19 protein-coding genes, 1 pseudogene and 1 riboswitch are annotated in these 20,763 nt (G+C 53.7%); of the genes and pseudogenes, 10 read left to right on the top strand and 10 right to left on the bottom strand.

The genetic code is table 11. From position 1 onward, the window contains the following. Positions 1-119: 119 nt before the first annotated feature. Positions 120-2,108 (top strand): family 43 glycosylhydrolase, encoded by a 1,989-nt coding sequence (locus H5P27_RS19655; RefSeq protein WP_221774757.1) that lies wholly within the window; start codon positions 120-122, stop codon positions 2,106-2,108. A 45-nt stretch (positions 2,109-2,153) separates the two neighbouring features. On the opposite strand, the gene H5P27_RS15925 is transcribed toward H5P27_RS19655, so the two are convergent. Both H5P27_RS15925 and pnuC read right to left on the bottom strand, forming a co-directional pair. Continuing rightward, the gene (locus H5P27_RS15925; protein ID WP_185661420.1) at positions 2,154-2,681 is read right to left on the bottom strand and encodes an AAA family ATPase; all 528 of its coding nucleotides are present in this window, start codon (positions 2,679-2,681) and stop codon (positions 2,154-2,156) included. Continuing rightward, the gene (gene pnuC, locus H5P27_RS15920; RefSeq protein ID WP_185661419.1) at positions 2,678-3,280 is read right to left on the bottom strand and encodes a nicotinamide riboside transporter PnuC; all 603 of its coding nucleotides are present in this window, start codon (positions 3,278-3,280) and stop codon (positions 2,678-2,680) included. Before pnuC ends, H5P27_RS15925 begins: the two co-directional genes overlap by 4 nt. A 192-nt stretch (positions 3,281-3,472) precedes the next feature. Continuing rightward, positions 3,473-3,606, top strand: a riboswitch (TPP riboswitch). Between the two features lie 70 nt (positions 3,607-3,676). Between pnuC and H5P27_RS15915 the strand changes: the two genes are divergently transcribed. Continuing rightward, positions 3,677-5,797 (top strand): TonB-dependent receptor, encoded by a 2,121-nt coding sequence (locus H5P27_RS15915; RefSeq protein ID WP_185661418.1) that lies wholly within the window; start codon positions 3,677-3,679, stop codon positions 5,795-5,797. Positions 5,798-5,903: 106 nt separating this feature from the next. On the opposite strand, the gene H5P27_RS15910 is transcribed toward H5P27_RS15915, so the two are convergent. From H5P27_RS15910 to H5P27_RS15875, 8 genes are all read right to left on the bottom strand, one after another. Continuing rightward, complete coding sequence (locus H5P27_RS15910) at positions 5,904-6,782, bottom strand: DUF4861 family protein (RefSeq protein WP_185661417.1); 879 nt, start codon at positions 6,780-6,782, stop codon at positions 5,904-5,906. 47 nt (positions 6,783-6,829) lie between these two features. After that, positions 6,830-8,116: a serine hydrolase domain-containing protein gene (locus tag H5P27_RS15905; RefSeq protein ID WP_185661416.1), complete on the bottom strand. Its 1,287-nt coding sequence runs from the start codon at positions 8,114-8,116 to the stop codon at positions 6,830-6,832. 90 nt (positions 8,117-8,206) lie between these two features. Beyond that, complete coding sequence (locus H5P27_RS15900) at positions 8,207-9,280, bottom strand: CNNM domain-containing protein (protein ID WP_185661415.1); 1,074 nt, start codon at positions 9,278-9,280, stop codon at positions 8,207-8,209. 95 nt (positions 9,281-9,375) lie between these two features. After that, complete coding sequence (locus tag H5P27_RS15895) at positions 9,376-10,458, bottom strand: nucleoside hydrolase (protein ID WP_185661414.1); 1,083 nt, start codon at positions 10,456-10,458, stop codon at positions 9,376-9,378. Positions 10,459-10,498: 40 nt separating this feature from the next. After that, positions 10,499-10,690: a hypothetical protein gene (locus H5P27_RS15890; RefSeq protein ID WP_185661413.1), complete on the bottom strand. Its 192-nt coding sequence runs from the start codon at positions 10,688-10,690 to the stop codon at positions 10,499-10,501. A 142-nt stretch (positions 10,691-10,832) separates the two neighbouring features. Continuing rightward, complete coding sequence (locus H5P27_RS15885; RefSeq protein WP_185661412.1) at positions 10,833-12,134, bottom strand: aminotransferase class V-fold PLP-dependent enzyme; 1,302 nt, start codon at positions 12,132-12,134, stop codon at positions 10,833-10,835. 43 nt (positions 12,135-12,177) lie between these two features. Further along, positions 12,178-12,837: a RidA family protein gene (locus tag H5P27_RS15880; protein WP_221774756.1), complete on the bottom strand. Its 660-nt coding sequence runs from the start codon at positions 12,835-12,837 to the stop codon at positions 12,178-12,180. 150 nt (positions 12,838-12,987) lie between these two features. Further along, complete coding sequence (locus H5P27_RS15875) at positions 12,988-14,841, bottom strand: glycoside hydrolase family 44 protein (RefSeq protein ID WP_185661411.1); 1,854 nt, start codon at positions 14,839-14,841, stop codon at positions 12,988-12,990. Between the two features lie 223 nt (positions 14,842-15,064). On the opposite strand from H5P27_RS15875, the gene H5P27_RS15870 reads away from it, so the two are divergent. The 8 genes and pseudogenes from H5P27_RS15870 to H5P27_RS15835 all read left to right on the top strand — a co-directional run bounded on the left by H5P27_RS15870 (position 15,065) and on the right by H5P27_RS15835 (position 20,747). Then, positions 15,065-16,162, top strand: a complete 1,098-nt coding sequence (locus H5P27_RS15870; RefSeq protein WP_185661410.1) for an endonuclease/exonuclease/phosphatase family protein — start codon at positions 15,065-15,067, stop codon at positions 16,160-16,162. 235 nt (positions 16,163-16,397) lie between these two features. Further along, positions 16,398-17,467, top strand: a pseudogene (locus H5P27_RS15865) (IS3 family transposase); the annotation flags it as partial. Positions 17,468-17,748: 281 nt separating this feature from the next. Beyond that, on the top strand, positions 17,749-18,177 hold the full coding sequence (locus tag H5P27_RS15860; protein WP_185661409.1) for a hypothetical protein: 429 nt from the start codon (positions 17,749-17,751) through the stop codon (positions 18,175-18,177). A 94-nt stretch (positions 18,178-18,271) separates the two neighbouring features. Continuing rightward, positions 18,272-18,460: a hypothetical protein gene (locus tag H5P27_RS15855; protein ID WP_185661408.1), complete on the top strand. Its 189-nt coding sequence runs from the start codon at positions 18,272-18,274 to the stop codon at positions 18,458-18,460. A 47-nt stretch (positions 18,461-18,507) separates the two neighbouring features. Beyond that, positions 18,508-18,879, top strand: coding sequence for a VOC family protein (locus tag H5P27_RS15850; RefSeq protein ID WP_185662126.1), 372 nt, complete (start codon positions 18,508-18,510; stop codon positions 18,877-18,879). 31 nt (positions 18,880-18,910) lie between these two features. Further along, on the top strand, positions 18,911-19,519 hold the full coding sequence (locus tag H5P27_RS15845; protein ID WP_185661407.1) for a porin family protein: 609 nt from the start codon (positions 18,911-18,913) through the stop codon (positions 19,517-19,519). Next, positions 19,516-20,211 carry a Pycsar system effector family protein gene (locus H5P27_RS15840; protein ID WP_185661406.1) on the top strand — a complete coding sequence of 232 codons (696 nt, stop codon included), beginning with the start codon at positions 19,516-19,518 and terminating at the stop codon, positions 20,209-20,211. Before H5P27_RS15845 ends, H5P27_RS15840 begins: the two co-directional genes overlap by 4 nt. After that, positions 20,208-20,747: a class I SAM-dependent methyltransferase gene (locus H5P27_RS15835; protein WP_185661405.1), complete on the top strand. Its 540-nt coding sequence runs from the start codon at positions 20,208-20,210 to the stop codon at positions 20,745-20,747. Before H5P27_RS15840 ends, H5P27_RS15835 begins: the two co-directional genes overlap by 4 nt. Positions 20,748-20,763 lie beyond the last annotated feature (16 nt).

Genomic DNA, 20,763 nt, shown 5'->3' with positions numbered 1-20,763 from the left:
AGCTTACCCCCAAACGAGGGATACGGATCGGCTTGCCCTCTAAACCGTTCGGTGAGTGACTCGATGCGACAGGCCCCTTTCTGCAGTTGGCTTGCGTTTATACCAGCCCCCCCGACCTAATGAAAAAGCACTCTCTGATCGTAACGTTCGTTCTCAGTCTATTCCTGACAGCGACACCTCTACTGCGTGCCGAAAAACCGGCTGGCTATCTCTTCGCCACCTTCAAGGGCGAGCAAACGCCCATGACCGAGCAAATCTACTTTTCCGTTAGCCTTGATGGACAAAGCTGGAAGGCATTAAATGGAGGGGAACCGGTCTTGGTCAGCGAGTTGGGGGAAAAGGGAGTTCGCGACCCGTACCTCCTGCGAGCTCATGACAACAGCAAATTTTTCCTTATCGCCACAGACCTATCGATTAATTTAACCCCGGACTGGGGACGAGCCGTAACGGCCGGAAGTCGCAATATCGTGGTCTGGGAATCGGAGGATTTGGTAAATTGGTCTGAACCCCGCTTGATCGAAGTGGCACCTAAGGATGCGGGATGCACATGGGCTCCGGAGGCTATCTACGATGACGTCAATGAGGAGTACATCGTTTTCTGGGCATCCACTACTGGACGTGACGATTTTGCCAAACACCGCATTTGGGCGACACGTACCAAGGATTTTCGCAGCTTTGGAGAGCCATTCATTTTTATCGAAAAACCAACTACGGTAATTGATACAACCATCATAAGAGACGACGAGCGTTACTATCGTTTCACCAAAGACGAGCTCTATAAGAGCATCAGTATGGAAACCGCTCCCCATCTCGCCGGACCATGGGAAACTGTATCTGATTTTTCTTTGTCCAAGCTTCAAGGATACGAGGGCCCCGAGTGCTATCAGATCGATCCGGAATCCGATCGTTGGTGTCTCATCTTGGACCAGTACTCGAAGGGGACTGGGTACCAACCGTTTGTCACGTCGGATCTGAGCTCCGGACAATTCGAACCAGCTGAAGGATTCGATTTCCCATTCCACTTTCGACATGGTTCAGTGATTCCTCTCAGCCAAGAAGAGCTGACTGCCCTGCAGGATAAATGGGGTGACGCGACTTCCCATTCTGCTCCCGCAGCGGCGAGGCATAATCCATGGGCCGATCTAAAGTCCCCGCTTCACTTGGATAAAATGCCCTTGCACGATCCGTTTATCGTGCCTGACGCCGAAACGGAAACCTACTACCTTTTCACCTCAAACATTCCCTCGCTGAGCGGAACAGTTGGTCGCGGAACCATGGCCTATAAGTCGAAAGACTTGAAAAATTGGGATATGCCAAAAGCGGTTTTTGTTGTTCCGGAAAATGAATACGGCGAGGAAGGCGCCTGGGCTCCGGAAGTTCACGAATACAAGGGGAAGTACTATCTCTTCACCACAGTACACAACAGTTCCCAGAGTTTCAAAGAGGCGCCTGATGTGCCCTACTCGACCTACCCGCGTGGTACCATCGTAGCGGTTTCTGAATCCCTCGACGGACCATTCGAAATGAGGGATAAGACGGGACCTTTACCGCCTAAGGAGTTCATGACGCTCGATGGTACCTTGTTTATCGACGAAAAAGAGGAGCCGTGGCTTGTGTACGCTCATGAATGGATACAGCGCATAGACGGCACCATGGAGGCGATCAAGCTCTCTGAAGACTTGTCGCAAACAATCGGCGACCCCATTCATCTGTTCAAAGCCTCGGACGCTCCCTGGCTAAATGGATCACTCACTCCTAGCACGGATCCTCTGCGCTACGTGACCGATGGGCCACAGCTCTTTCGCACTAAGAAGGGGCGTTTGCTAATGCTCTGGTCGAGCTATGAAAACGATGTTTACGTCCAGACCTTAGCCCGTTCCAAGAGTGGAAACCTGCAGGGACCGTGGGAGCAATTGGATCCATTGGTGAAGCATGACTCTGGTCACGGCATGCTGTTTGAAACCTTTGAAGGCGAGCTCATGATGGTGCTGCATAGACCTTTCAAAAACGCCAAAGGAAAACTGTATTCAATGCGTGATACAGGGGACCGTGTTAAGATTGTTCGAGAGCGAACAGACTTGGATTTCGAATCAAATCCTACCCACTAACACCAAGTAGTGATCGACTTATCGGCTTCTTTGATTTCTCGCAGCTCAGTCGAGCCCTAGCTTCTTGTTAACGATCGTGATGCGTTCCTCTAAGGTTCCGCAGACCGGGACGTAGGAAATGTCGTACCGATTTAGAATGGCAATGAATCTTTCCTGCAGTAGGGCCCGCTCCTCCGGACTCACTCTTTGTCCGGGATCTGCCACCCAGGGAATATCCGACTGGCAAAGAAAATAGCTGTCGTAGCAGCGTTCTTCGAAAAGCGAATCGACCCAATCCAAATGGGTGTCGAAATAATGCTCCGCGTAGAGAATCGAGGAGAGGATATTGGTATCGTGCACTACAAACTCACTCGCCATGGTCGCCGCTTGATCTTCGAGTCGGAGCTGACCGTGAGCGATCGGCTCTAGGTCTGTAGCGTCCAGAGGCCGTTCTAATTGTTCGGCATGTATCCTGACGTATTCCTCTGAACAAGGAGCTCCCAAGCGAGCCGCTACCGCCTGTGCCAAAGTACTTTTCCCAGTACATTCTGCACCAATAAAAACGATTCTGCGAAGTTTTGATTGGCTACTCATTTTTCGATTTCCGAGATCTCTTTTCTCCAGCTCAGATAGCCGGTGGTGGCCATAAAAGTGAATACAAGGAACATCAACAGAGCGACCCAGTAACCTTGCCAGCCCCACAGGATGATGAAACAGCTATCGGCCACTATCCAAGCCAGCCAATTCTCCAACAGCTTACGCCCGAGCATCCATTGGGCAATTAGGGAAACAACCGTGGCGAAGGCGTCGAGAAAGGGCAAAGCACCCTCTGTAAAATTCTGCAGGAACAAGCCGAGACCAGCTGTGCCCAAAATAGCGATACATCCGAGCCATAGGCATTGAGTCGGGTTCGTCTTGGAAATCCTGACCTCCGGCTTATCCGAATTTTTGGAACTACGCCCCCATTGCAACCAGCCCCAAGCTGAGATTGGAATAAAGATCGCGTTCAAAACCATGGCAGCAAACAGAGACGCTGTGAAGCTGAGGTATACGTAAAGAACGTAACAGAGAATGAAGAAAAGCCATGCGAGGGCTTTCTCTTTAATACTCAAATACACCCCGATCAAGCCTGTTGCCGTTCCCAGCCACTCGACTGCTGAGGTGTTTTGTATTTGTGTTAGAATAGTATCCATCTCGTTTTTCCCAAGGAGTTTGCGTTTGGCGATTAACGTGGCTCCCGATTGCGAACAGCCGCAAGGTCTGGCGGTTCCGGAGGTCGAGGGCAAGAACGCAATCAAATCCTGCCAAGCTTTAAATTATCATTCGAAGACGCGCTTTCTGTGAATCAAGGGGTTGACAAGCGAGCGTCGTCTTGTCACCTCTGCCCACATCCTTAGGGGCGACCGTGCAATCGGTCTGAGATGCCTGCTAAGTGTTTCGTTAACGCGAAACGCGCTGCAGCGGTCCCTTAGAACCTGATCCGGTTGATACCGGCGTAGGAAAAGGAATGGTACCGAAATAGGCATGTGCCCGGGACCACTTTTCTTCGCTCTTAGCCGGGTCTCATAAACTACAAATTGAGATCCTAAATGAAGAAAACCAATAACACGCAAACGCCGCTGGCCATCGCCCTGCTCTCCGTTTCGCTCACCGCTTCGGTGAACTCCGACGAGTTCGTTAACGACTCGGACGACGTATTCGAATTGCCCGCAGCAGTGGTGACAGGCGACCTTTGGCAGTCAGATCTGCTGGAGACTTCGGCTAGCGTTACCTTGCTCGACAGCGATTCTCTCCAGACGCCTGGTTTCGAGCATTTCGACGACCTTACTGCTTACCTGCCAAACCTTACTACAACGGGTGGCACGTCGCGTTCACGCTATTTCCAACTCCGAGGAATCGGCGAAAATTCCCAGTTTGAAGGAGAGACGCCGGACTCGGCCGTAGTCTACTTGATGGACGATTTCGACCTGACCGGCGTTGGCACCGTGGGAAGCCTTTTCGATGTTCAACAAGTCGAAGTGCTTCGCGGACCACAGGCGGGAGCTTTCGGAGCAAACGCGGCAGGCGGCTTGATTCGCATCGTCAGCGCCGACCCAACGCCTTACTGGACTGGCTATGCCCAGACCACTGTGGGCGAGGATTCGCTGTTCGGTGGTGAGTTCGCCGTTGGCGGGCCGCTTTCAGAGGCAAATCCCGAAAAGCTGACCATGCGTTTCTCTATGATGACGCAAGGGAGCGACGGGTTCTACGAAAACCGCACGCTCGATCGTCCAACCAATGAGCGTGAAGAGTCGGCTGCTCGCCTGAAACTGCGCTGGAAAGAGGATGCCTTCCAATGGGACGCATCCCTGCTCTATGCGAATTCGGATAACGGATACGACCAGTTCGCCATGACAAACGAGGAGTATGTGACCTACTCGGACGAGCCAGGTCGCGATGAACAAGAAAGCTTGGGCCTAAGCCTGAAAGGACTCTACGAACTGCAGGATGGCCAGCAGTTCACATCCAAGACATCCTTTGTTCAGACTGATTCACTTTACAGCTACGATGCGGATTGGACAGATGCCTCCTACGCCGGTTACTTAGAGACAAATCGCGACCGCGAAGTAGTTAGCCAGGAACTACGCTTCGACAGCAGTATGGATAATGCAAACCGTTGGACCGTAGGATTGTATTACCAACAGTTGGAAGAAGATTCCGACGTTCTCTATCGCGATGGAGATCCTTCAGGCGGTGAATGGTATTTTGGTCAGGTCGACGTGTATTCTGTTTTCAAGACAGAAACCCTAGCCGTTTTTGGCCAAATGGATTTTCAGCTTGCGGAAAGGACTCGGCTTGTGGCGGGACTTCGCTTCGAAGATTACGATGTCAGCTTCGACTCGCAATCCGATGAGATGGGGTATTACCAAGGCTATCTCTACGATGGAAATCGGGACAACGACGACTCTTTGTTTGGCGGCAAGCTCAGCCTCGAACAGGATCTGAGCGACAGTTTGATGGGATTTGCCAGCCTTGTTAAAGGTTACAAGGCGGGGGGCGCTAACAGCGGAACCTTCACGACGCCAGACATGCCAGCTCTCTATGATACCGAAACCCTTTGGAACTTCGAAGCAGGCTTGCGTGGACGTTGGCTGGACAATCGTCTCACGGGTCAAGTGACAGCGTTCTACCTCGAACGTGAAGATACCCAACTCCGCGACTCGGTCGGTGCAGGCGGATTTTTCCGTTATCTGACCGTGAATGGTGATGGAGCGACTCACTCGGGGGTGGAAGCTGAAATCAAGTGGTGGATCAATGACGAATGGACCCTCGATGCCGGTATCGGTTTCTTGGATGCGGAAAGGGATTCCTACACCGATCCCAGCGGACTAGTGCCAGCTCGCGAATTGGCCAACGCTCCGAGCTACACTTACAACCTGCGCCTAAGCTACAATTCTCCGGAAGGCTTGTTTGGATCTTTCTCAATCGCTGGCCGAGATTCCTACTTTGAATCGAACAGCCATACTCAAGAGCGTGATGCCATGACTGTGGCAAACGCCTCCATTGGCTACCGCCTCGAAGATTGGACTTTTGCGCTCTGGGCCAAGAACCTGAGCGATGAACGCTATGCCAGCCGCGTCTTCTACTTCGACAACGGAGAGGGAGATATGCGTTACGAGGCGATGGCAGCTCCGCGTCAAATCGGCGCAACAGTGCGCTACGATTTCTAAGCAATTTCATTCATAAATGCTAAATGACAAAGGCGCCGGATATCCGGCGCCTTTTTTTTGAATCGTTCAAAGCGTAATCAAACGCTATTTGTGGAAGGCCTCTTTGCTAGTCTTCCTCGGAAAACTGGGAGAGATACGTTTTCCATTCTTCAAAACTTGTGATCTCGCCTGCTCGCTCCCAGCCGTAGCCCGCATAGTAGCTAATCATACCATCCTCATCGGTTGAGGTCACAAAAAACGCGAGATCGTCATCGACCCCCTCACCGTCGGTTTCGTGAATGGTTGCAGAGAACTCACGTGGTAGAATGACTCCGGTGCCCAAACCACTTTCGTGAATTGTTTCCCAAGCGGCGATCACTCCGTCCTCAGCATCCGAATACACGTCTGCCTTGCCTTCATGCGTTGTCAGGCCGACAGCAAGTTCGACCTCGACGGCTTCGCCATCCTTTGTGAAGTGACTTACAGCGTGGAATAGTCGGTTTCCTTTGTCCAAGGTGATTCGTTTGACCTCTTCGATCCCTTCGCTCTCGTACAAGTAGCTCAGCTCAAATTTCACCTGCTCAGGACCGTCGGAGATCACCTTATAGCTTCGGTAAACATTGGATTTAATAAGCTCCCCATCTTTCCAAATCGCTAACCCTCCACAGCCGAATGACGATCCCACATGATAAGGATCGTAGCCTTCGCCATGGTCCTCGTGATAGCTTTGCACGCCTTCCGCTTCGAGTCGGTACCACCTGTCGATGATCGGATAGTCGACTCTTTTCAGCCAGCAATCGATGCCGCTATTTTCTCCGCCTTCTGCTAAAGCAGGCCCATACATGCGAAAGGCGACCTTGTCGTTTTCGAAGGCAAAGTCGTCTTTGCGCTCTGGCACGAAGCGGCAATGGGCCACCTTTTCCTGAGCTTGGAGCGATAAAGCTCCCATGGTGAAGGCTGCGTTTAAAGCAAACAGGGTTGGTAATTTAAAGAATTGGAGATGCATAGCTTACTGAAGTTTTAACTAAATTAGGCCTCTTTCAGAGGGATGCTTTATTCGAGGGCTTGGTACACCAGAGCTCTCAATTTTGCATGATCATCGAGACCGTCTGCAGGGATGACTTGGGTAAAATAAACGACTACCAGTTCCTCCGTAGGATCGATCCAGTAAGTCGAGTGATAGGCTCCGCCCCAGCCGTATTCGCCGACTGATGACAACTCTCCCTTTTGCCCCATGTCTAGAACAACGCGGAAACCGAGCCCGAATCCAGTCCCGCTCTCCCAGGGAAACGCAGCGACCTTTGGCAGATGATTCACCGACATGAGCTCCATCGATTTACGGGAAAGGATCTGCTTGCCCTCAAATTCGCCCTCGTTCAGCAGCATCTGCAAAAAGCGGCTGTAGTCATGAGCGGTCGAGAGCAGTCCTGCTCCGCCTGAAAAGCTCATGCGTGGACCTTCGACGTAACCTCCCTGTCCTTCCATAGCGCTCTCGTCGGGAGATCGCTTCAGCTCGCCGTCTTCACGCATGGCGTAGACGGTGGCGAGTCGGTCGGCTTTGTCCGTGGGAAGATAGAAATGGGTGTCTACCATGGCGAGGGGATCGAAGAGTCGATCCTTTAGAAATTCATCCAAGCTCTGGCCCGACGCGACCTCGATCAAGGCTCCGAGGATATCGGTATTGTATCCATAAACGAACTTCTCTCCTGGCTGGGACTCGAAAGGCAATTCCGCCATACGTCTTACCGTTTCGCGGATGGGTTCGTCTCGATCAGCAAAGTACCAACCGTGGATACCGGCTGCTTTCCATTCGTCTTCAACAATACCCCAGCCGTATCCCACTCCTGAGGTATGGGTCAGCAAGTCGCGGATCGTGATCTGGCGTTTGGCTGGAACCACGATGTATCCGAGATCTGGGTGCGGCACTGCAACCGTGGTTTTCTCATATTCGGGAAGGTATTTGGAGACAGGATCAGAAATTAGCAATTTGCCCTCTTCTTGCAGAATCATAATTCCGACGCTGGTAAGAGCCTTTGTTTGGGATGCGATCCGGAATATGGTATCCTCCTCCATGGGCATTTTCCCCTCCACGTCGCGGTATCCGTAAACACCGAGTTGGGCAACCTCGCCTTTTCTAATAACAAGAGAGACTGCTCCGGGGAGCTTGCCTGACTCCACGTATTCTTCGAACACGGAATCGATTCGTGAAATTCGCTCCGAGCTTATGCCGACCGATTCGGGTTCGACCGGGACCAATGGCTTGGCGAGGCCGCTTGAGGAGAGTCCAAGCAGCGCGATGAGAGAGACGACGAGAGTTAACCTGCGTGTGGGGAGGGTCATGGACCGAAGTTAATTATCCGCCCGCCACGGACAATCTATTTTTCCGTGAAAATTGCTAGCCCGCGGGAGCTTGTATTCGCAAGAGCTAGCCTACTCGTTTGGCTTGCCTGCCGATTCGGACTTTTCTGTAGCCAGCTTTTTGTTACGCTCGTCCCAACGAGCTCGGGCCAGCTCCCGCATGTCTACCTCGGGATCTGATTCGTCCACAATCTCTAGCCCTAGAAGGGTTTCGATCAAGTCCTCCATGGTGACAAGGCCACTGGTTCCACCGAACTCGTCCACCACGATTGCGATCTGCTCACGGTAGGTCAGCAGCTCGTCGAAAAGGCGAGACAAGGTATCCATTTCCGAAACGATGCGCACGGGCCGGCTCAATTTCTCGAGCGGCGTATCGGGTTCCCCTTGAGCGAGCCGCTGCAAGGCGTCGCTGTTTACGAAATAGCCGGTAATATTGTCTTTATTATCCGAATACACTGGGATTCGTGAAAAGCGCATAATGTCGGCAGCTGTAACCGCTTCCGCGCAGCTCAGCGTTTCGTCCAGTGCAGCTATTACCGTTCGCGGGGTCATAATATGCTGAACCCGCAAGTCCCGAAAGCGCATCAGGCTGTGAATCATGCGGGATTCGTTTTCGTCCAGCACGCCTTCGCTTCCACCTATTTGGGCCAAAGCGACGAGTTCGTCGCGGCTGACGCTATGCTCTCCGTGCGAGCCGGATTGGAAAAGCTTCGTTATCTGTTTGGACATCGCCACCAGCGGGTAAGTCCCGATCACGATGATTCGGCAAGACCGAGCGGTAAACGGAGCAAGTTGCCGCCAGAACTGGGCTCCCAAGGTCTTGGGGATGATCTCTGATATGACGAGGATCAGAAGGGTCAGAATAGCGGATATGACTCCGAAATACGCCTCGCCAAATACCCGTACCGCCTGTGAGCCCACACCGGCGGCTCCGATCGTATGGGCCACCGTATTCAAGGTCAGGATCGCGGCCAGAGATTGATCAATCTCCTTTTTTACCTTGGCCAGAAGTTTACCTGTTTTTGTCCCGCTCCGCTCCTGTTGGCTCACGAAGGAAGGCGACATGGATAGCAGGGCCGCCTCCAGAATGGAGCACAAAAACGACACCCCGAGGGCGAGCAACAAGTAGATGATTAGAGCGAACACTTCGCAGCATGGGAGCGATTTGCTGGCTCCAATGCAATGAAGAACGAAAGAGAGATTTTGCCCTCTTCTCCGATTATGGTTAGTTCCTGATCGGCCTAGTGACTGAGCAACTCGGTGAACATTGCCTCCATGCGAGCTTGATCCACCGAGTAGATTACTTCCACCGGTCGCTCGCCTATTCCAGGAGCGCTCTCCTCTGGCCAGGTCAGAATCGCTCCGTAGTTGGGCCCTTCGTTGGTGTCCACCCCGATCCAGAGCGTATTGCTCTCCGTAACAATATCCGGCTCCAGCCAAGCTCCTGCTTGCACCTCGTCCCAAAGGGGAAAACCTACTTTGGCGATTTCGGTCACATAGGCGGCGACCTTCGAATCGCTGGATGCGATCTTGTCTAACAATTCCTTGGTCCCGAAGATATCCACGGAGGCATCGCTAGTGACGAGCGATATTTTAGGAAACGGGCTAGTGTGCACGATGTGGGCGGCCTCGGGGTCCCATTGATAGTTGAAGCTCATACGAGGAGAATACGCTCTCTGCAGAGCGAAAGGACCGTGGTTATAGAAGAGAGGCTGGTTAAAAGTCCCTCCCATCAGGCAAAGCTGTTTGACTCGGCTGGCGAATTTATAATCCAAGCGCTGGGCCAAGGCGAGATTCGTCATCGGCCCCATGGCGATAATGGTTACCTCGCCTGGATATTTCTTAGTCTGCTCGATCATGAATTCCGCCGCCGTTCCCTCAGCGGCTTCGATACTGGGGTGTCCTTCGGCGAAAGGCGGGATCACATCCGGCCCATGGTAGTCCGCCCGGGACATCTCATCAGTCGATGGCCAGGTCTCCGTCCAAGCCCCTTTGTATCCAAGCTTTCCGTAGCGCTTTTCACGCAGCTCGGTCAGCTCCTTGCTGTTAACCAAAGGGTAAGTCGCCCCTCCATAGACGGGGATATCCGTGCGGTCGATCATCTCCAGCATCCTCAGGGTGCGTGCCGTTTCCTCGGGCTGCCAGCCGTCCCCGCTGACGGTCGTTATGCCAAGCACTTCCACATCTGGTGACTGTAGCAACATCAGGATAGGCTGCATACCAGGTCCCTCGAAGGCGTCTTGGTCGATGATGACTTTGCGTTTAGCGGCCGAAGCTTGGTTGGCAATTGCTAGGACTAGGGCGAGAAAAGAGAGGTATCTCATGTGGAGCCGCACCAGCACTTCCGGCGCCACTAGAGCACTCTTACATGCCGGCTTTTACGCTTAGGTGTCCGAGGCCCAGACCCATGAGGCAGAGCGGAGTCATGATCCATGCTGCCACTGACAATTGCTGGGGGGCGAAGATCCCGATCAAGGTTACCATTGCGATGCTGATGCCGCTGATGATGGCTACGATTCCCACACAAGCGTTTTGGCTGTTCTTTTTGTCTGTCATTTTTCGTTTTGGATAAAGGTTCGCAAGTTGACTGGCTTGGAGCTCGAGTACCGCATCGGGCGAATAAACGGCTCCTTGCCTATCAAGTGCCCCACCTCTGCAAAAAGGTGACAGAGTTTTTTCCTCTTTTCTGAAAAATAATTTAGGCGAGTGCTTCGATCAGCCGCTCGATGTCGTCCATGTCGTTGAAAAACGACGGCGAGATCCGAACGTGGTGCGTGTGCATACTGACCTTCACGCCCATGGCCTCCAGCTTCGCTCCGTTCGTCTCCGCCAAGTCTTTGCGGGCGAAAGATAGGATCGAGGATTTCGAATCTTCCGGCGTCATCGCGAGATAACCTTGGCTGGGCAAAGCTTCATGCAAACGACGCAGAAGGGGTTGACGCCATTTTTCAATCTCCGCTACCCCGACACGATCCAGCAATTCCAGGGAGTAACTCAGGGCCGCCACGCCAGCGCTGGCAATGGTCCCTACTCCCATCAGCCCGCTCAAGCCGGGACGGAAGGGCGAATCTGGAACGATGTTGTTCGGCTCGTCGAAGGGTGAATAGTTGGTTTCCCATTTCGCCCGCTGCCAGTAACCGAAGCGGGTGCGGGTCAACAGCTCTTGCGATTCACGCTTCGCGTACATGAGCCCGATTCCGAAGTCGCCCATTAGCCACTTGTAGGTCGAACAAGCGGCGAAATCCACTCCGCTCTCCTTCAAATCGATGGGTGTCACGCCGGCGGCCTGGATCAAGTCCGCATAGACTGGCACGCCTCGAGAATGAGCGATTTCGCAAACCGCCTTCAGATCGTGCTGAAAGCCGGCCACGTTGGAAACCAAGGTGATGGCTACCAGATCGGTTTCCGGCGTAATGGCCTTATCCAAATCTTCGATACGGATACGATTGTCCTTCGCTTTGACGACTTCCAAATCCAAGCCCCGCTTCTCCAGCTCCATGTAGCGATACATTCCGCCCATGAAATGATATTCATCGGTCACCACACGCGAGCCGGCTCCCGTGATCCCCAGCCCGTCGCAAACCGTATTCTCGCCCACCAAGGTGCTGGGAACGAAGGACAACTCCTCCGGCTCCGCGTTCACCATTTTGCCAAACAGGGAAAAAACCTTTTGCCGATCCGCCCGCGTGCTGGACTTACTGGCCCCCTCGTTCATCAGGCGTCCGTCCTGATAGGTTGCGATCGCTTGGGCTGCCTTTGTGGTGATCGGGTGAATGGAAGCGGAGTTCAGGTAGGTCGAAGCCACTTCAAACTCCGACGCCAGTCCGGCCAACCCGCCGCTCGGTTTCGATCCTGTTCCCTTAACTTCGCTTGCCCCACGGGCGCCGAATTTAAATGTCCCCGCCGCGAGCGATAGAAGCCCCGCTTTGGCGAGCCATTCGCGTCGAGCCAGAGGAGCTCCAAGCTCTGAGTTTACTCGGTTTTCTTTTTGTGAATCCATTTTGCAAATACGTTAATTGCTTCTTGGTCTCGATGGTCCCACTTTACTTTAGCTCCAGTTCCGCCTCGATCTCGACTGGGATGCCAAAGGGCAAAGCCGCCATACCCACTGCGCTTCGGCTATGAGCGCCTCGCTCCGGCCCATAAAGCTCTAGAATCAAATCGGAAAACCCGTTGATCACGGCTGGCTGCTTCGCGAAATCTGGCGTACAAGCGACCATGCCAAAAACCCGGCTCCAATTCGCCACTCGGTCCAGATTTCCAATTTCCCGCTTCAAGCTGCCAAGGATCGAAAGGGCCGTGAGCTTAGCGGTGTGGTAACCGTCTTCGATGCTCACCTCCGCTCCGAGCTTGCCCTTGATCGGGCTAAGGCTGCCGTCTTCCACTTGCGGACCATGACCGGAAATCGTGGCTCGCTTGCCATTGACGCGAACCATCACAAAGGGGAATTCCACGCCCGGCGGCGTTTTGATCGGCGGAGGCAAACTCAGCCTCATCGCCTTGATCTTCGCTTCGATCGGGTCCTCGTCGCTCGAGCTTGACTCCGTTTCGCCCAATGCTCGACGCGTGAACCCCGCCAACAACGGCAAGCCCGCCAATTGCAGGAGGAACTTCCGTCTCCTTGTTCCAAATACGCCCGCCGCTTCGGTATCCTGGGCTGATTCCGCTTTTTCGATTCTCTTTTCCATATCGCGATCCCGCATGTTTCAGCCCGAAAAGCTCTCTTTTGAACTTCCTAGGCCAAATCGGATGGGGCTCCCCAACGACCACATAACGCGCCATCCGCGTTAAGTAATCGATACAGCCAAGTCGCTGGAAAATACGAACCGAGCGATGCCGTTATTCGGCAGGGCTCAATCGCTTTCGGTGATGCGCCAGAATCCGGAAGTTCCTTCTGGCTTCAACTCGAGCTCGCGTACCAGTCCATCACCGGGGATGACTGAAATCTCATCCGTCCAATGCTGCAAGTCTTGGCTGGTCTGCAGGCTGCGGATAGCTCCTACGCTAGGACGATAACGGGCTCGCAAAGTTCCGTCGGCCTCGCTGCCGAGGATTTCCAGCAAGTCTTCTGTTTGTTCAGGACTGTGAAATACGAAATGCATCGCGGAACGGGCCGGCAAGTCGAGAGACACGCTGCCTTCGAATCGTCCTTCCTGTGAGCCTTGAGCTACGAGTTCGGGTCCGCTTGCTTCGCTAAAGCCATAGGTATCCATTTTGTCGAACACTAGGCCTGTCTGCGAAAGGTCCAGCGTCGTCGACTGGGCGGCATCGGTTTTGTTGATAGCCACCACGTGAAAAGTTTGGTCAGTCACGTCAACCGAGGCATAGCAGGAGAAGTTGGCCGCATCGGGATTTTCGACCGGAACGCTTAGCTCGCCGAAGGAACTCCCCTGCCCGTCGTAGTTGCGATAAAGCTGGAAGGCGGGAATCACATAGCCCTCGATTTCGCCCCAGTAACACGCGGCATAGACGCCATCGCGTCCGTAGATTCCCAATACGTCTGCTTGGGCCAGTCCGCCGCTATAGTTTTGATGGCCGCCATAGTCGTACTCGGAGATGGATAGCTCCGTATCCGGATAATGGGTCTCGATCGATTCGAATACGCGAGGCAAGAGCTGTACAGCCTCGCCTCCGGTACTCCAAGTGGTGATCCAGCTCTCTTCCACGTAGTTGGAATCCCAGAGCGAACGCGGGGCCTGCAGACGGGCCTGCGTCAAGGCTTCGTCGTCGCTGGTGCTGTCGGTGATGCGGGTGTAGACGTCGGCTCCTTCTTCGTCGGTACCGGTCACCACGGAGACTTCCGGGTAAAAGTGGATATCCAGTACATCGAGCAGGCGACGCTCCGCCGCGTCGGACTGCTTTTTCATTTCCCCAAGGTAGGCGCTGACGAACCAATCGTATTCACCGCTGTAGGACGACCAATCAGGAGCGGAAAAGTCGACAAACGATCCCCAGCCAAAAAGTGCCGGACCGAAGATCAAGGCCTCCGCGTCGAGGTCCTTTACCATGGCCGCGCAATCCGCTCCCACCCGCACGATCTCTGCCACGGTGGGAGCATCTGGGTGGATCCGGGAGTGCGTATGGGCCCAAAGGGCGGGCTCGTTGTCCAAACTGTAGGCGAAGACGCCGCCCTCCGAGGACAGACCGTAGGTCTGGATCAGAAAGTTCACCTGCTCGTCCATGTAGACCACCCCGTCCGTCGTATCGGGGGTCAGCGTATACTCGCCCTCCTTGCGGAGTCGCACCTCAGCCCAACGATCGCTGGGAGCCGTATCGGCCTCGCTGACCGTGCCATTCCCGTCAGCAGCCACGTATCCGGCCAATTGCAGGGTCACGAGACTCGGCCGTCCGGCGTCTTGGGCGTGGTCGACACTCATGCTGACCGCCCAGCCGGGTTTGGATTTGTTCTCCTCGCTCTCGGAATTCACCAGATGCCAATCGCTGTGGTGAAAATAATCACTGCCCGCGTTGGAGTAGTTATTCTCCCAATTGTATCCGGTCATGCGATTCCCGCCCAGACGCTCCAGCGTGTAGTTGAGCGACTCCCCCGCTTCCCCGCGATTCCAGTCGTTCACCCCGTAGACCAAGGGGCTGATCTCCTGCGGCACCTCCGTGAGCTGCAGGCGAAAGGTGACTTCGCCCTGGGTTGAGGCTACCAAGAAAACGGCCGCCGCGAGGGCTGCCCAAGCGGAACCAACGTTCGACACGCGAGAGGGGGTTGTTGCATGCATAGGTGACACTCTAAACCGCGGGACCGCCCTCTACTTCGAGAGAATTAGAGGCGTTCAATGAAAGCGGACCAAGAAGGCCTCAGCGGGCGATGAACCGTGACTCAAGTTGCAGTTAACAACCGCTTCCTGACCCCGCTTTGCATCCTCTGCAAAAGCAACCATTGACCCCTCCGCCCTTTCTCCGGATGATCTGCTGCTGATGCCAGTCGCCAACCTTGTCCTGATCTGCCTTTCCGTATTCGCCTTGCTCTGCGCCACTATCCCCTATCTGCGAGCCGAAGGCTGGTGGGTGCGGGGCTTCGACTTTCCCCGCCTGCAGTTCGCCGTTTTTTCGGCCGCCATGCTTGTAGTCGATTTATGGCTACTGGACTTTTCAAGCAATTGGGCTTGGTCCGCCATCGCCGCCAGTCTGCTCGCCTTAGGCATCGAGCTCTGGTGGATCCTTCCCTTTACTAGACTGGCCCGCAAGGAAGTGGTCGACCACCGGCCGGGCTCCGAGGGCGAAAGCCTCTCCGTCATGACTGCCAATGTCCTGCAGACCAACCAAAACCGGGACGACTTCCTCAAGATCGTGTTCGATACCCAGCCGGACATTTTGGTGGCGCTCGAGACCGACGGAAAATGGCAAGCCACCCTCGACATACTCGAGCAGGAACACGGTTATCATCACACCGCCAAATGTCCGCTCGACAACCTCTACGGCCTGCTCGTCTACTCGCGACTCTCTTTCGAAAATACAAGGATCCAGTATCTCGTGGAAGACGGAGTCCCCTCCGCCCATACCCTCGCTCGCCTGCCTTCCGGACAAGCGGTTCGCATGCACTTCATCCACCCCGCTCCACCAAGCCCTTCCGAAAATACAGAAAGTTCCGAGCGAGACGCCGAGCTGACCATGGTGGGTAAAAGCGTGTCCCACTCCACAGTGCCAGCCATCGTGACCGGAGACCTCAACGATGTCGCCTGGTCCACTACCACCCGCCTTTTCCGCCGAGCCAGCGGGATGCGCGACGTGCGAATCGGCCGAGGCATGTTCAATACCTTCCACGCCAACTACTGGTTTCTCCGCTGGCCGCTCGACCACCTCTTTTGCAGCAAACACTTCGAGCTCGCCGAAATGCGACGCCTGCCCAAGTACGGATCCGACCATTTCTCCATGTTCGTGAAACTTGTCCTCACGCAGCGCGACTCCAACAAAGAGGAGCCCCTAAAAGCCGACGAAGACGACCGTCAACTGATGCAAGAAAAGCTCGAAGACGAAAACGTCTCCCCCAACGACGTCCACCAACCGGACCGCTGAGGGTCGGAGGACGGGTGATCGAGGCCCGCTCCTCGAGAGCTTTCGAATCCGGTTCACTGATTATTCTCCGATCGGCATCGCGGGACCCAAACACTAAGCGCCAGTTATATGGGTGGCCTGTGGATTCTACTTATTAGATCTTGAGTCAGGGCAGCCAGCGATTATGACCTGCTCCCCATAAACAGAGCCATTTAGATTGAGAGTCTTCCGATAGCAAATATGAAAGGAAGACGATATGAGCCGAGGAAAAGGCAAACGCTACAAGGAGGAGATAATCCGCATACTCAAGGAGGCCGAGAGCGGCCTTCCAGTCACGGAACTGCTTCGCAAACACAATATAGCGGCAGGCACGTACTACCGCTGGAAAAGCCAGTACTCCGGCATGGAGGTCTCGCAGTTGAGGGAGCTCAAGGAGCTGCAGGCCGAGAACGCTCGGCTAAAGCGTATCGTAGCCGAGCAGATGCTCAGCATCGATGCCCTCAAGGACGTGAACTCAAAAAACTGGTCAAGCCCGTAGAGAGGCGTCGAGCGATCGACTATCTTCGCGATAGCCGAGGCATGAGCATACGGCTATCCTGCGGGCTGATCGGCATGTCCAGAAGCAGCTACTGCTACCAGTCCAGCCGGGACGATTCCGAGCTGCTGGAGCTGATCAAGGAGAAGGCTCTCGAACGAAAGAGATGGGGCTACCGTCGCCTGCACGTCCTGGTTCGCCGCGAAGGCCATGAGGTCAACTTGAAGCGCACGTATCGGATCTATCGAGACGCCGGGCTGCAAGTGCGTAGACGCAAACGCAAGCGCCATCGCCTCGAACGCGTCCACGAGATCTTCGAGTCGGCGGAACCGAACCAAAGATGGAGCATGGACTTCGTCCATGACGCCACCTGGACGGGTCGCAGGATGAGGATGCTTACGGTTGTGGACGACCACACCAAGCGTTGCCTGTGGATCGAGGTGGATAGCTCGATATCCGGCTGCCGCGTATCCAGGATCTTGGACAACCTGATCGATCTGTACGGAAAGCCGGAGAGGATCCACTCCGACAACGGGCCCGAGTTCGCCGGAATGGCCTTGGACCAATGGAGCTACCGCAACGGCGTCGAGCATACCTTCATCCAGCCTGGCAAGCCGCAGCAGAACTGCTACGTGGAGAGCTTCAACGGCAAGCTACGCGACGAATGCCTTAACGAGCAGTGGTTCGACAGCGTCGCCCAAGCCCGAGAGATCGTGGAGAACTGGCGGGTGGACTACAACGAGGTCCGGCCGCACTACAGCCTCAACCAGAAGACTCCCGAAGAGTACGCCGCCGAGCTGGCGGCGAGCCCCCTAGGGGGCTTGAGGGGGAAAGAAACCTTTGACCAATCACCCAATAAACAGGACAACCTGAACCAAGGAGACTCTCACTTCTGATGGCACTAAAATGGGGAGCAGGTCAATTGAGCAAGGGCGGTTTGGCTGGTTTGTCGACCCGGAAGGCAACAAGATCGAGGTATGGACCCCAGCCAACGCAAGCGAATGATGGAATGCCTAGTGATGGGTTTACATGAATCTTGTGTCGCTCTCGCTGACCATCGTGTTAAAAAATCGTGCCCAGAAATCTGATACCTCTCATGGCTTCCGCCTTGGCACTACCCTTCTTACCAGCCTGTACAACGACTGAGCACGGACAACTGGAGACGAGTGCCCGGGAGCAGGTGTTTACCGACTATTTTTTGGCGCTAAGAAATGCTATCGAGACCGAGTTTGTGCAGGAGGATCGCCGCAATTCGATATACGAGGGTATCAATATCGAATATCGGGACATGTATCTGGACCTCTACATTGACGGTAAAGGCCTCCTCTATCTCCGTGAGGACGCGGTAAATAAAGCCATCAAAGACAAACCAAACCTAATGCGCATTTTGGTGCAGGCACTAGCCCACTACAACGAGTCACCCCTCTTGCCACCTACCGGTTACTTGAAAGAAAACGACCTCATCGAACACCGCCTAGACATTAGCTTTCTCCGGTTTTGAAGCCGCCCGTTTTGCGCGCTATCTGAAAGCAGGCTGGCACGCAGACAATAACCCGACTTCTGCATACCCTCTATCCCCTAACCCCTAATTGAAAATGGAAGAAGAAAGAGAACTCAAATGCCCCCTCTGCCAGCACAACGAATTCGATAAGGACAAGGTCGTCCTCGCCAAATACGGTCTGTTTCGGGTGACCGATTACAAAGCGAATATGCTGACCTGCAAACGCTGTAAGCACATCATGCTTTTCGAAGACGGGAATACCTTCTTCCTCGGCGTAAACTAAGAAACCTGCCGCTTCCCCGACCCCAAACTATCAACCAAATCCACATGATGAATCTGGGAGCATTTTCCGTCAGTCTCGCCGTTAAGGACATTCACGCCTCTAAAGCCTTTTATGGCAAATTGGGCTTTGAAGAGTTCGCAGGCGATATCACGCAAAATTGGCTGATCCTAAAAAACGGAGAGCACCTCATCGGACTTTTCCAGGGCATGTTCGAAGGCAATATCCTCACCTTCAATCCGGGATGGGATCAGAGTGCTTCCGAACTAGATTCCTTCACCGATGTGCGGAAGATCTACACCGACTTGAAGTCCATGGGGATCAACTTCGTCTCCGAGCCGGATCTAGAGTCGGAGGGCCCCACCTCCTTCACCCTGCTCGACCCCGACGGAAATGCCATCCTCGTGGACCAACATCGTTAGTCTAGCCATTGCGTTTCGAGAAGGTCTACCGATGAAAACCACTTTCGCTCTGCTTGCCCTTTCCTTAACTGCAGTGGCCGATGCTTCTGACTGGCAAATCGGCTGCGAAACCAGCTTTGCCAGGATCTCCGGCACCCCAATCTATGACGATCGGGCCGATTATACCCGCGAGCTTTCTAGAGACTTTCTAGTGCCCTCCCTTATCCTAAGCAAAGATATGGGAGAGAATGGCACCTTGGCGCTGCGTTTCACGTACTACGACGAGATTCTATCAGAGGCCATCGATCTGGCTACGGACCCAGATAGCGGATCGGAGATCATACTTCCTGCCTTTTCCAAGACCATCGCTAAAGACGAGATGAAGGAGTTTAGTCTAGGCTATCTCTTCACACTCATCTCCACGGATCGAGCGACTTTTCGCTTAGGACCCGAACTCTCCTATTTTCATACTCGCACCCTTTTCATCGACCCGAATGGGGAGGATCTACTTTTTACCAATGAGGATTTAAGGCTGGGAGCGGAAGCCAAAGTGTCTTTCAACCTGACAAAGAAATTGGAGGCGTCAGTATCTTATCGATACACCAATCCACCCGACCGCGAGATTCATATGATAACCCTCGGCCTTGGAATAACGTTATGAAGGATTCAGCAGAAAACGAAGAGACTCCAGAAAGTGGCGACACAGAAATTGAGGCAACGAAAAGCCAGGCTATTGCAAAACCCCAGACATCCGAACCCATAAAGGATAAGTACCTGCTGCTACTTGATACGGCTGCCAACACTTACGAGAATATCAAATTTGCGGATACGAAAGCGACCGTACTGCTGGCCATCTACAGTGCCTTCCTTGGCTTCGCAGGTAAGAAGTTGGCCGAAGATGGGCTTAATCATTTCAGTCAGATGGACGTGCCTGAGATATTGTTGGTAATATCTTTACTCATTTTGGCAGCGGGGATCATCTGCCTAATCTTCACGATTTGGCCGAGAGCAAAAGTCCACATGGATAATCATAAAGGATTTCTACATGCGGATCGAATTTCAGAATTCGATGACGTCCGTGAGTTCAGTAACTATATCGATGGAGATACTCTCACAGAGAAAGAGATCAAAAAGCAGATTGTCGACTTGGCTTGGGGCAGAGCCAATAGTAACAGGAAGAAATATGATTTTTTGAAAATTGCCATGGTACTAGGTATTAGTGGCCTTGTTTCTGGATCTGCCTCTATCGCCGTTGAGGTATTACAGAAGGTAGAACTACCAAGCGAAGAATCGATGCAGGAAACGATTGAGAGTCCAAGATCACAAGCACCAGATAGTTTACCAAAAGCGTGAAAGTCATTATCGGAGCGGGCGAGCAAAGGTGGGGTGGTTGGATTCCTACTCAAGGGGAGGAGCTTAACCTCTTGGATGAAAATACGTGGGAGGCATTTTTCGGGGAGCAACAAGCCGAAGCCTTTCTTTGCGAGCATGTATTCGAGCACATTACGGTAGAGGAAGCCCGCCATGCGGCTGGTTTGATTAAACGCTACTTAAAGACGGGCGGATTCATTCGCCTAGCGGTTCCGGATAAGCACTTCCCCAACGAGGAGTATCAGAGGACCGTACAAGTAGGTGGACCCGGGCCGCTTGATCACCCGGCTGCCGACCACAAGGTAGTTTATGGATACAAAGAGTTCAGTGAGGTCTTCGAGCAAGCAGGATTTGCGGTATCGCTTCTCGAGTACCACGACGAACATGGTGTCTTTCACACAACGGATTGGGATGTCGACGTGGCCCCGATATTTAGGTCTTCGAAACTCGATCCTAGAAATCAGGGCGGTGTAATTGGCTTTGCGTCTATCATCATCGATGCGAGGAAAACCGGCTGAGCTTAAAATAACCCTA

Source organism: Pelagicoccus albus (genome assembly GCF_014230145.1).
Taxonomy (GTDB): domain Bacteria; phylum Verrucomicrobiota; class Verrucomicrobiia; order Opitutales; family Opitutaceae; genus Pelagicoccus; species Pelagicoccus albus.
The sequence above is the reverse complement of the archived record's forward strand: the minus strand, read 5'-3'. Positions and strand labels throughout refer to the sequence as shown.

Excerpts from the sequence above, each read along its gene's own strand:
- H5P27_RS19655 (WP_221774757.1), top strand. The coding sequence starts at position 120 with ATGAAAAAGCACTCTCTGATCGTAACGTTCGTTCTCAGTCTATTCCTG.
- H5P27_RS15925 (WP_185661420.1), bottom strand. The coding sequence starts at position 2,681 with ATGAGTAGCCAATCAAAACTTCGCAGAATCGTTTTTATTGGTGCAGAA.
- pnuC (WP_185661419.1), bottom strand. The coding sequence starts at position 3,280 with ATGGATACTATTCTAACACAAATACAAAACACCTCAGCAGTCGAGTGG.
- H5P27_RS15915 (WP_185661418.1), top strand. The coding sequence starts at position 3,677 with ATGAAGAAAACCAATAACACGCAAACGCCGCTGGCCATCGCCCTGCTC.
- H5P27_RS15910 (WP_185661417.1), bottom strand. The coding sequence starts at position 6,782 with ATGCATCTCCAATTCTTTAAATTACCAACCCTGTTTGCTTTAAACGCA.
- H5P27_RS15905 (WP_185661416.1), bottom strand. The coding sequence starts at position 8,116 with ATGACCCTCCCCACACGCAGGTTAACTCTCGTCGTCTCTCTCATCGCG.
- H5P27_RS15895 (WP_185661414.1), bottom strand. The coding sequence starts at position 10,458 with ATGAGATACCTCTCTTTTCTCGCCCTAGTCCTAGCAATTGCCAACCAA.
- H5P27_RS15890 (WP_185661413.1), bottom strand. The coding sequence starts at position 10,690 with ATGACAGACAAAAAGAACAGCCAAAACGCTTGTGTGGGAATCGTAGCC.
- H5P27_RS15885 (WP_185661412.1), bottom strand. The coding sequence starts at position 12,134 with ATGGATTCACAAAAAGAAAACCGAGTAAACTCAGAGCTTGGAGCTCCT.
- H5P27_RS15880 (WP_221774756.1), bottom strand. The coding sequence starts at position 12,837 with ATGCGGGATCGCGATATGGAAAAGAGAATCGAAAAAGCGGAATCAGCC.
- H5P27_RS15870 (WP_185661410.1), top strand. The coding sequence starts at position 15,065 with ATGCCAGTCGCCAACCTTGTCCTGATCTGCCTTTCCGTATTCGCCTTG.
- H5P27_RS15855 (WP_185661408.1), top strand. The coding sequence starts at position 18,272 with ATGGAAGAAGAAAGAGAACTCAAATGCCCCCTCTGCCAGCACAACGAA.
- H5P27_RS15850 (WP_185662126.1), top strand. The coding sequence starts at position 18,508 with ATGAATCTGGGAGCATTTTCCGTCAGTCTCGCCGTTAAGGACATTCAC.
- H5P27_RS15845 (WP_185661407.1), top strand. The coding sequence starts at position 18,911 with ATGAAAACCACTTTCGCTCTGCTTGCCCTTTCCTTAACTGCAGTGGCC.
- H5P27_RS15840 (WP_185661406.1), top strand. The coding sequence starts at position 19,516 with ATGAAGGATTCAGCAGAAAACGAAGAGACTCCAGAAAGTGGCGACACA.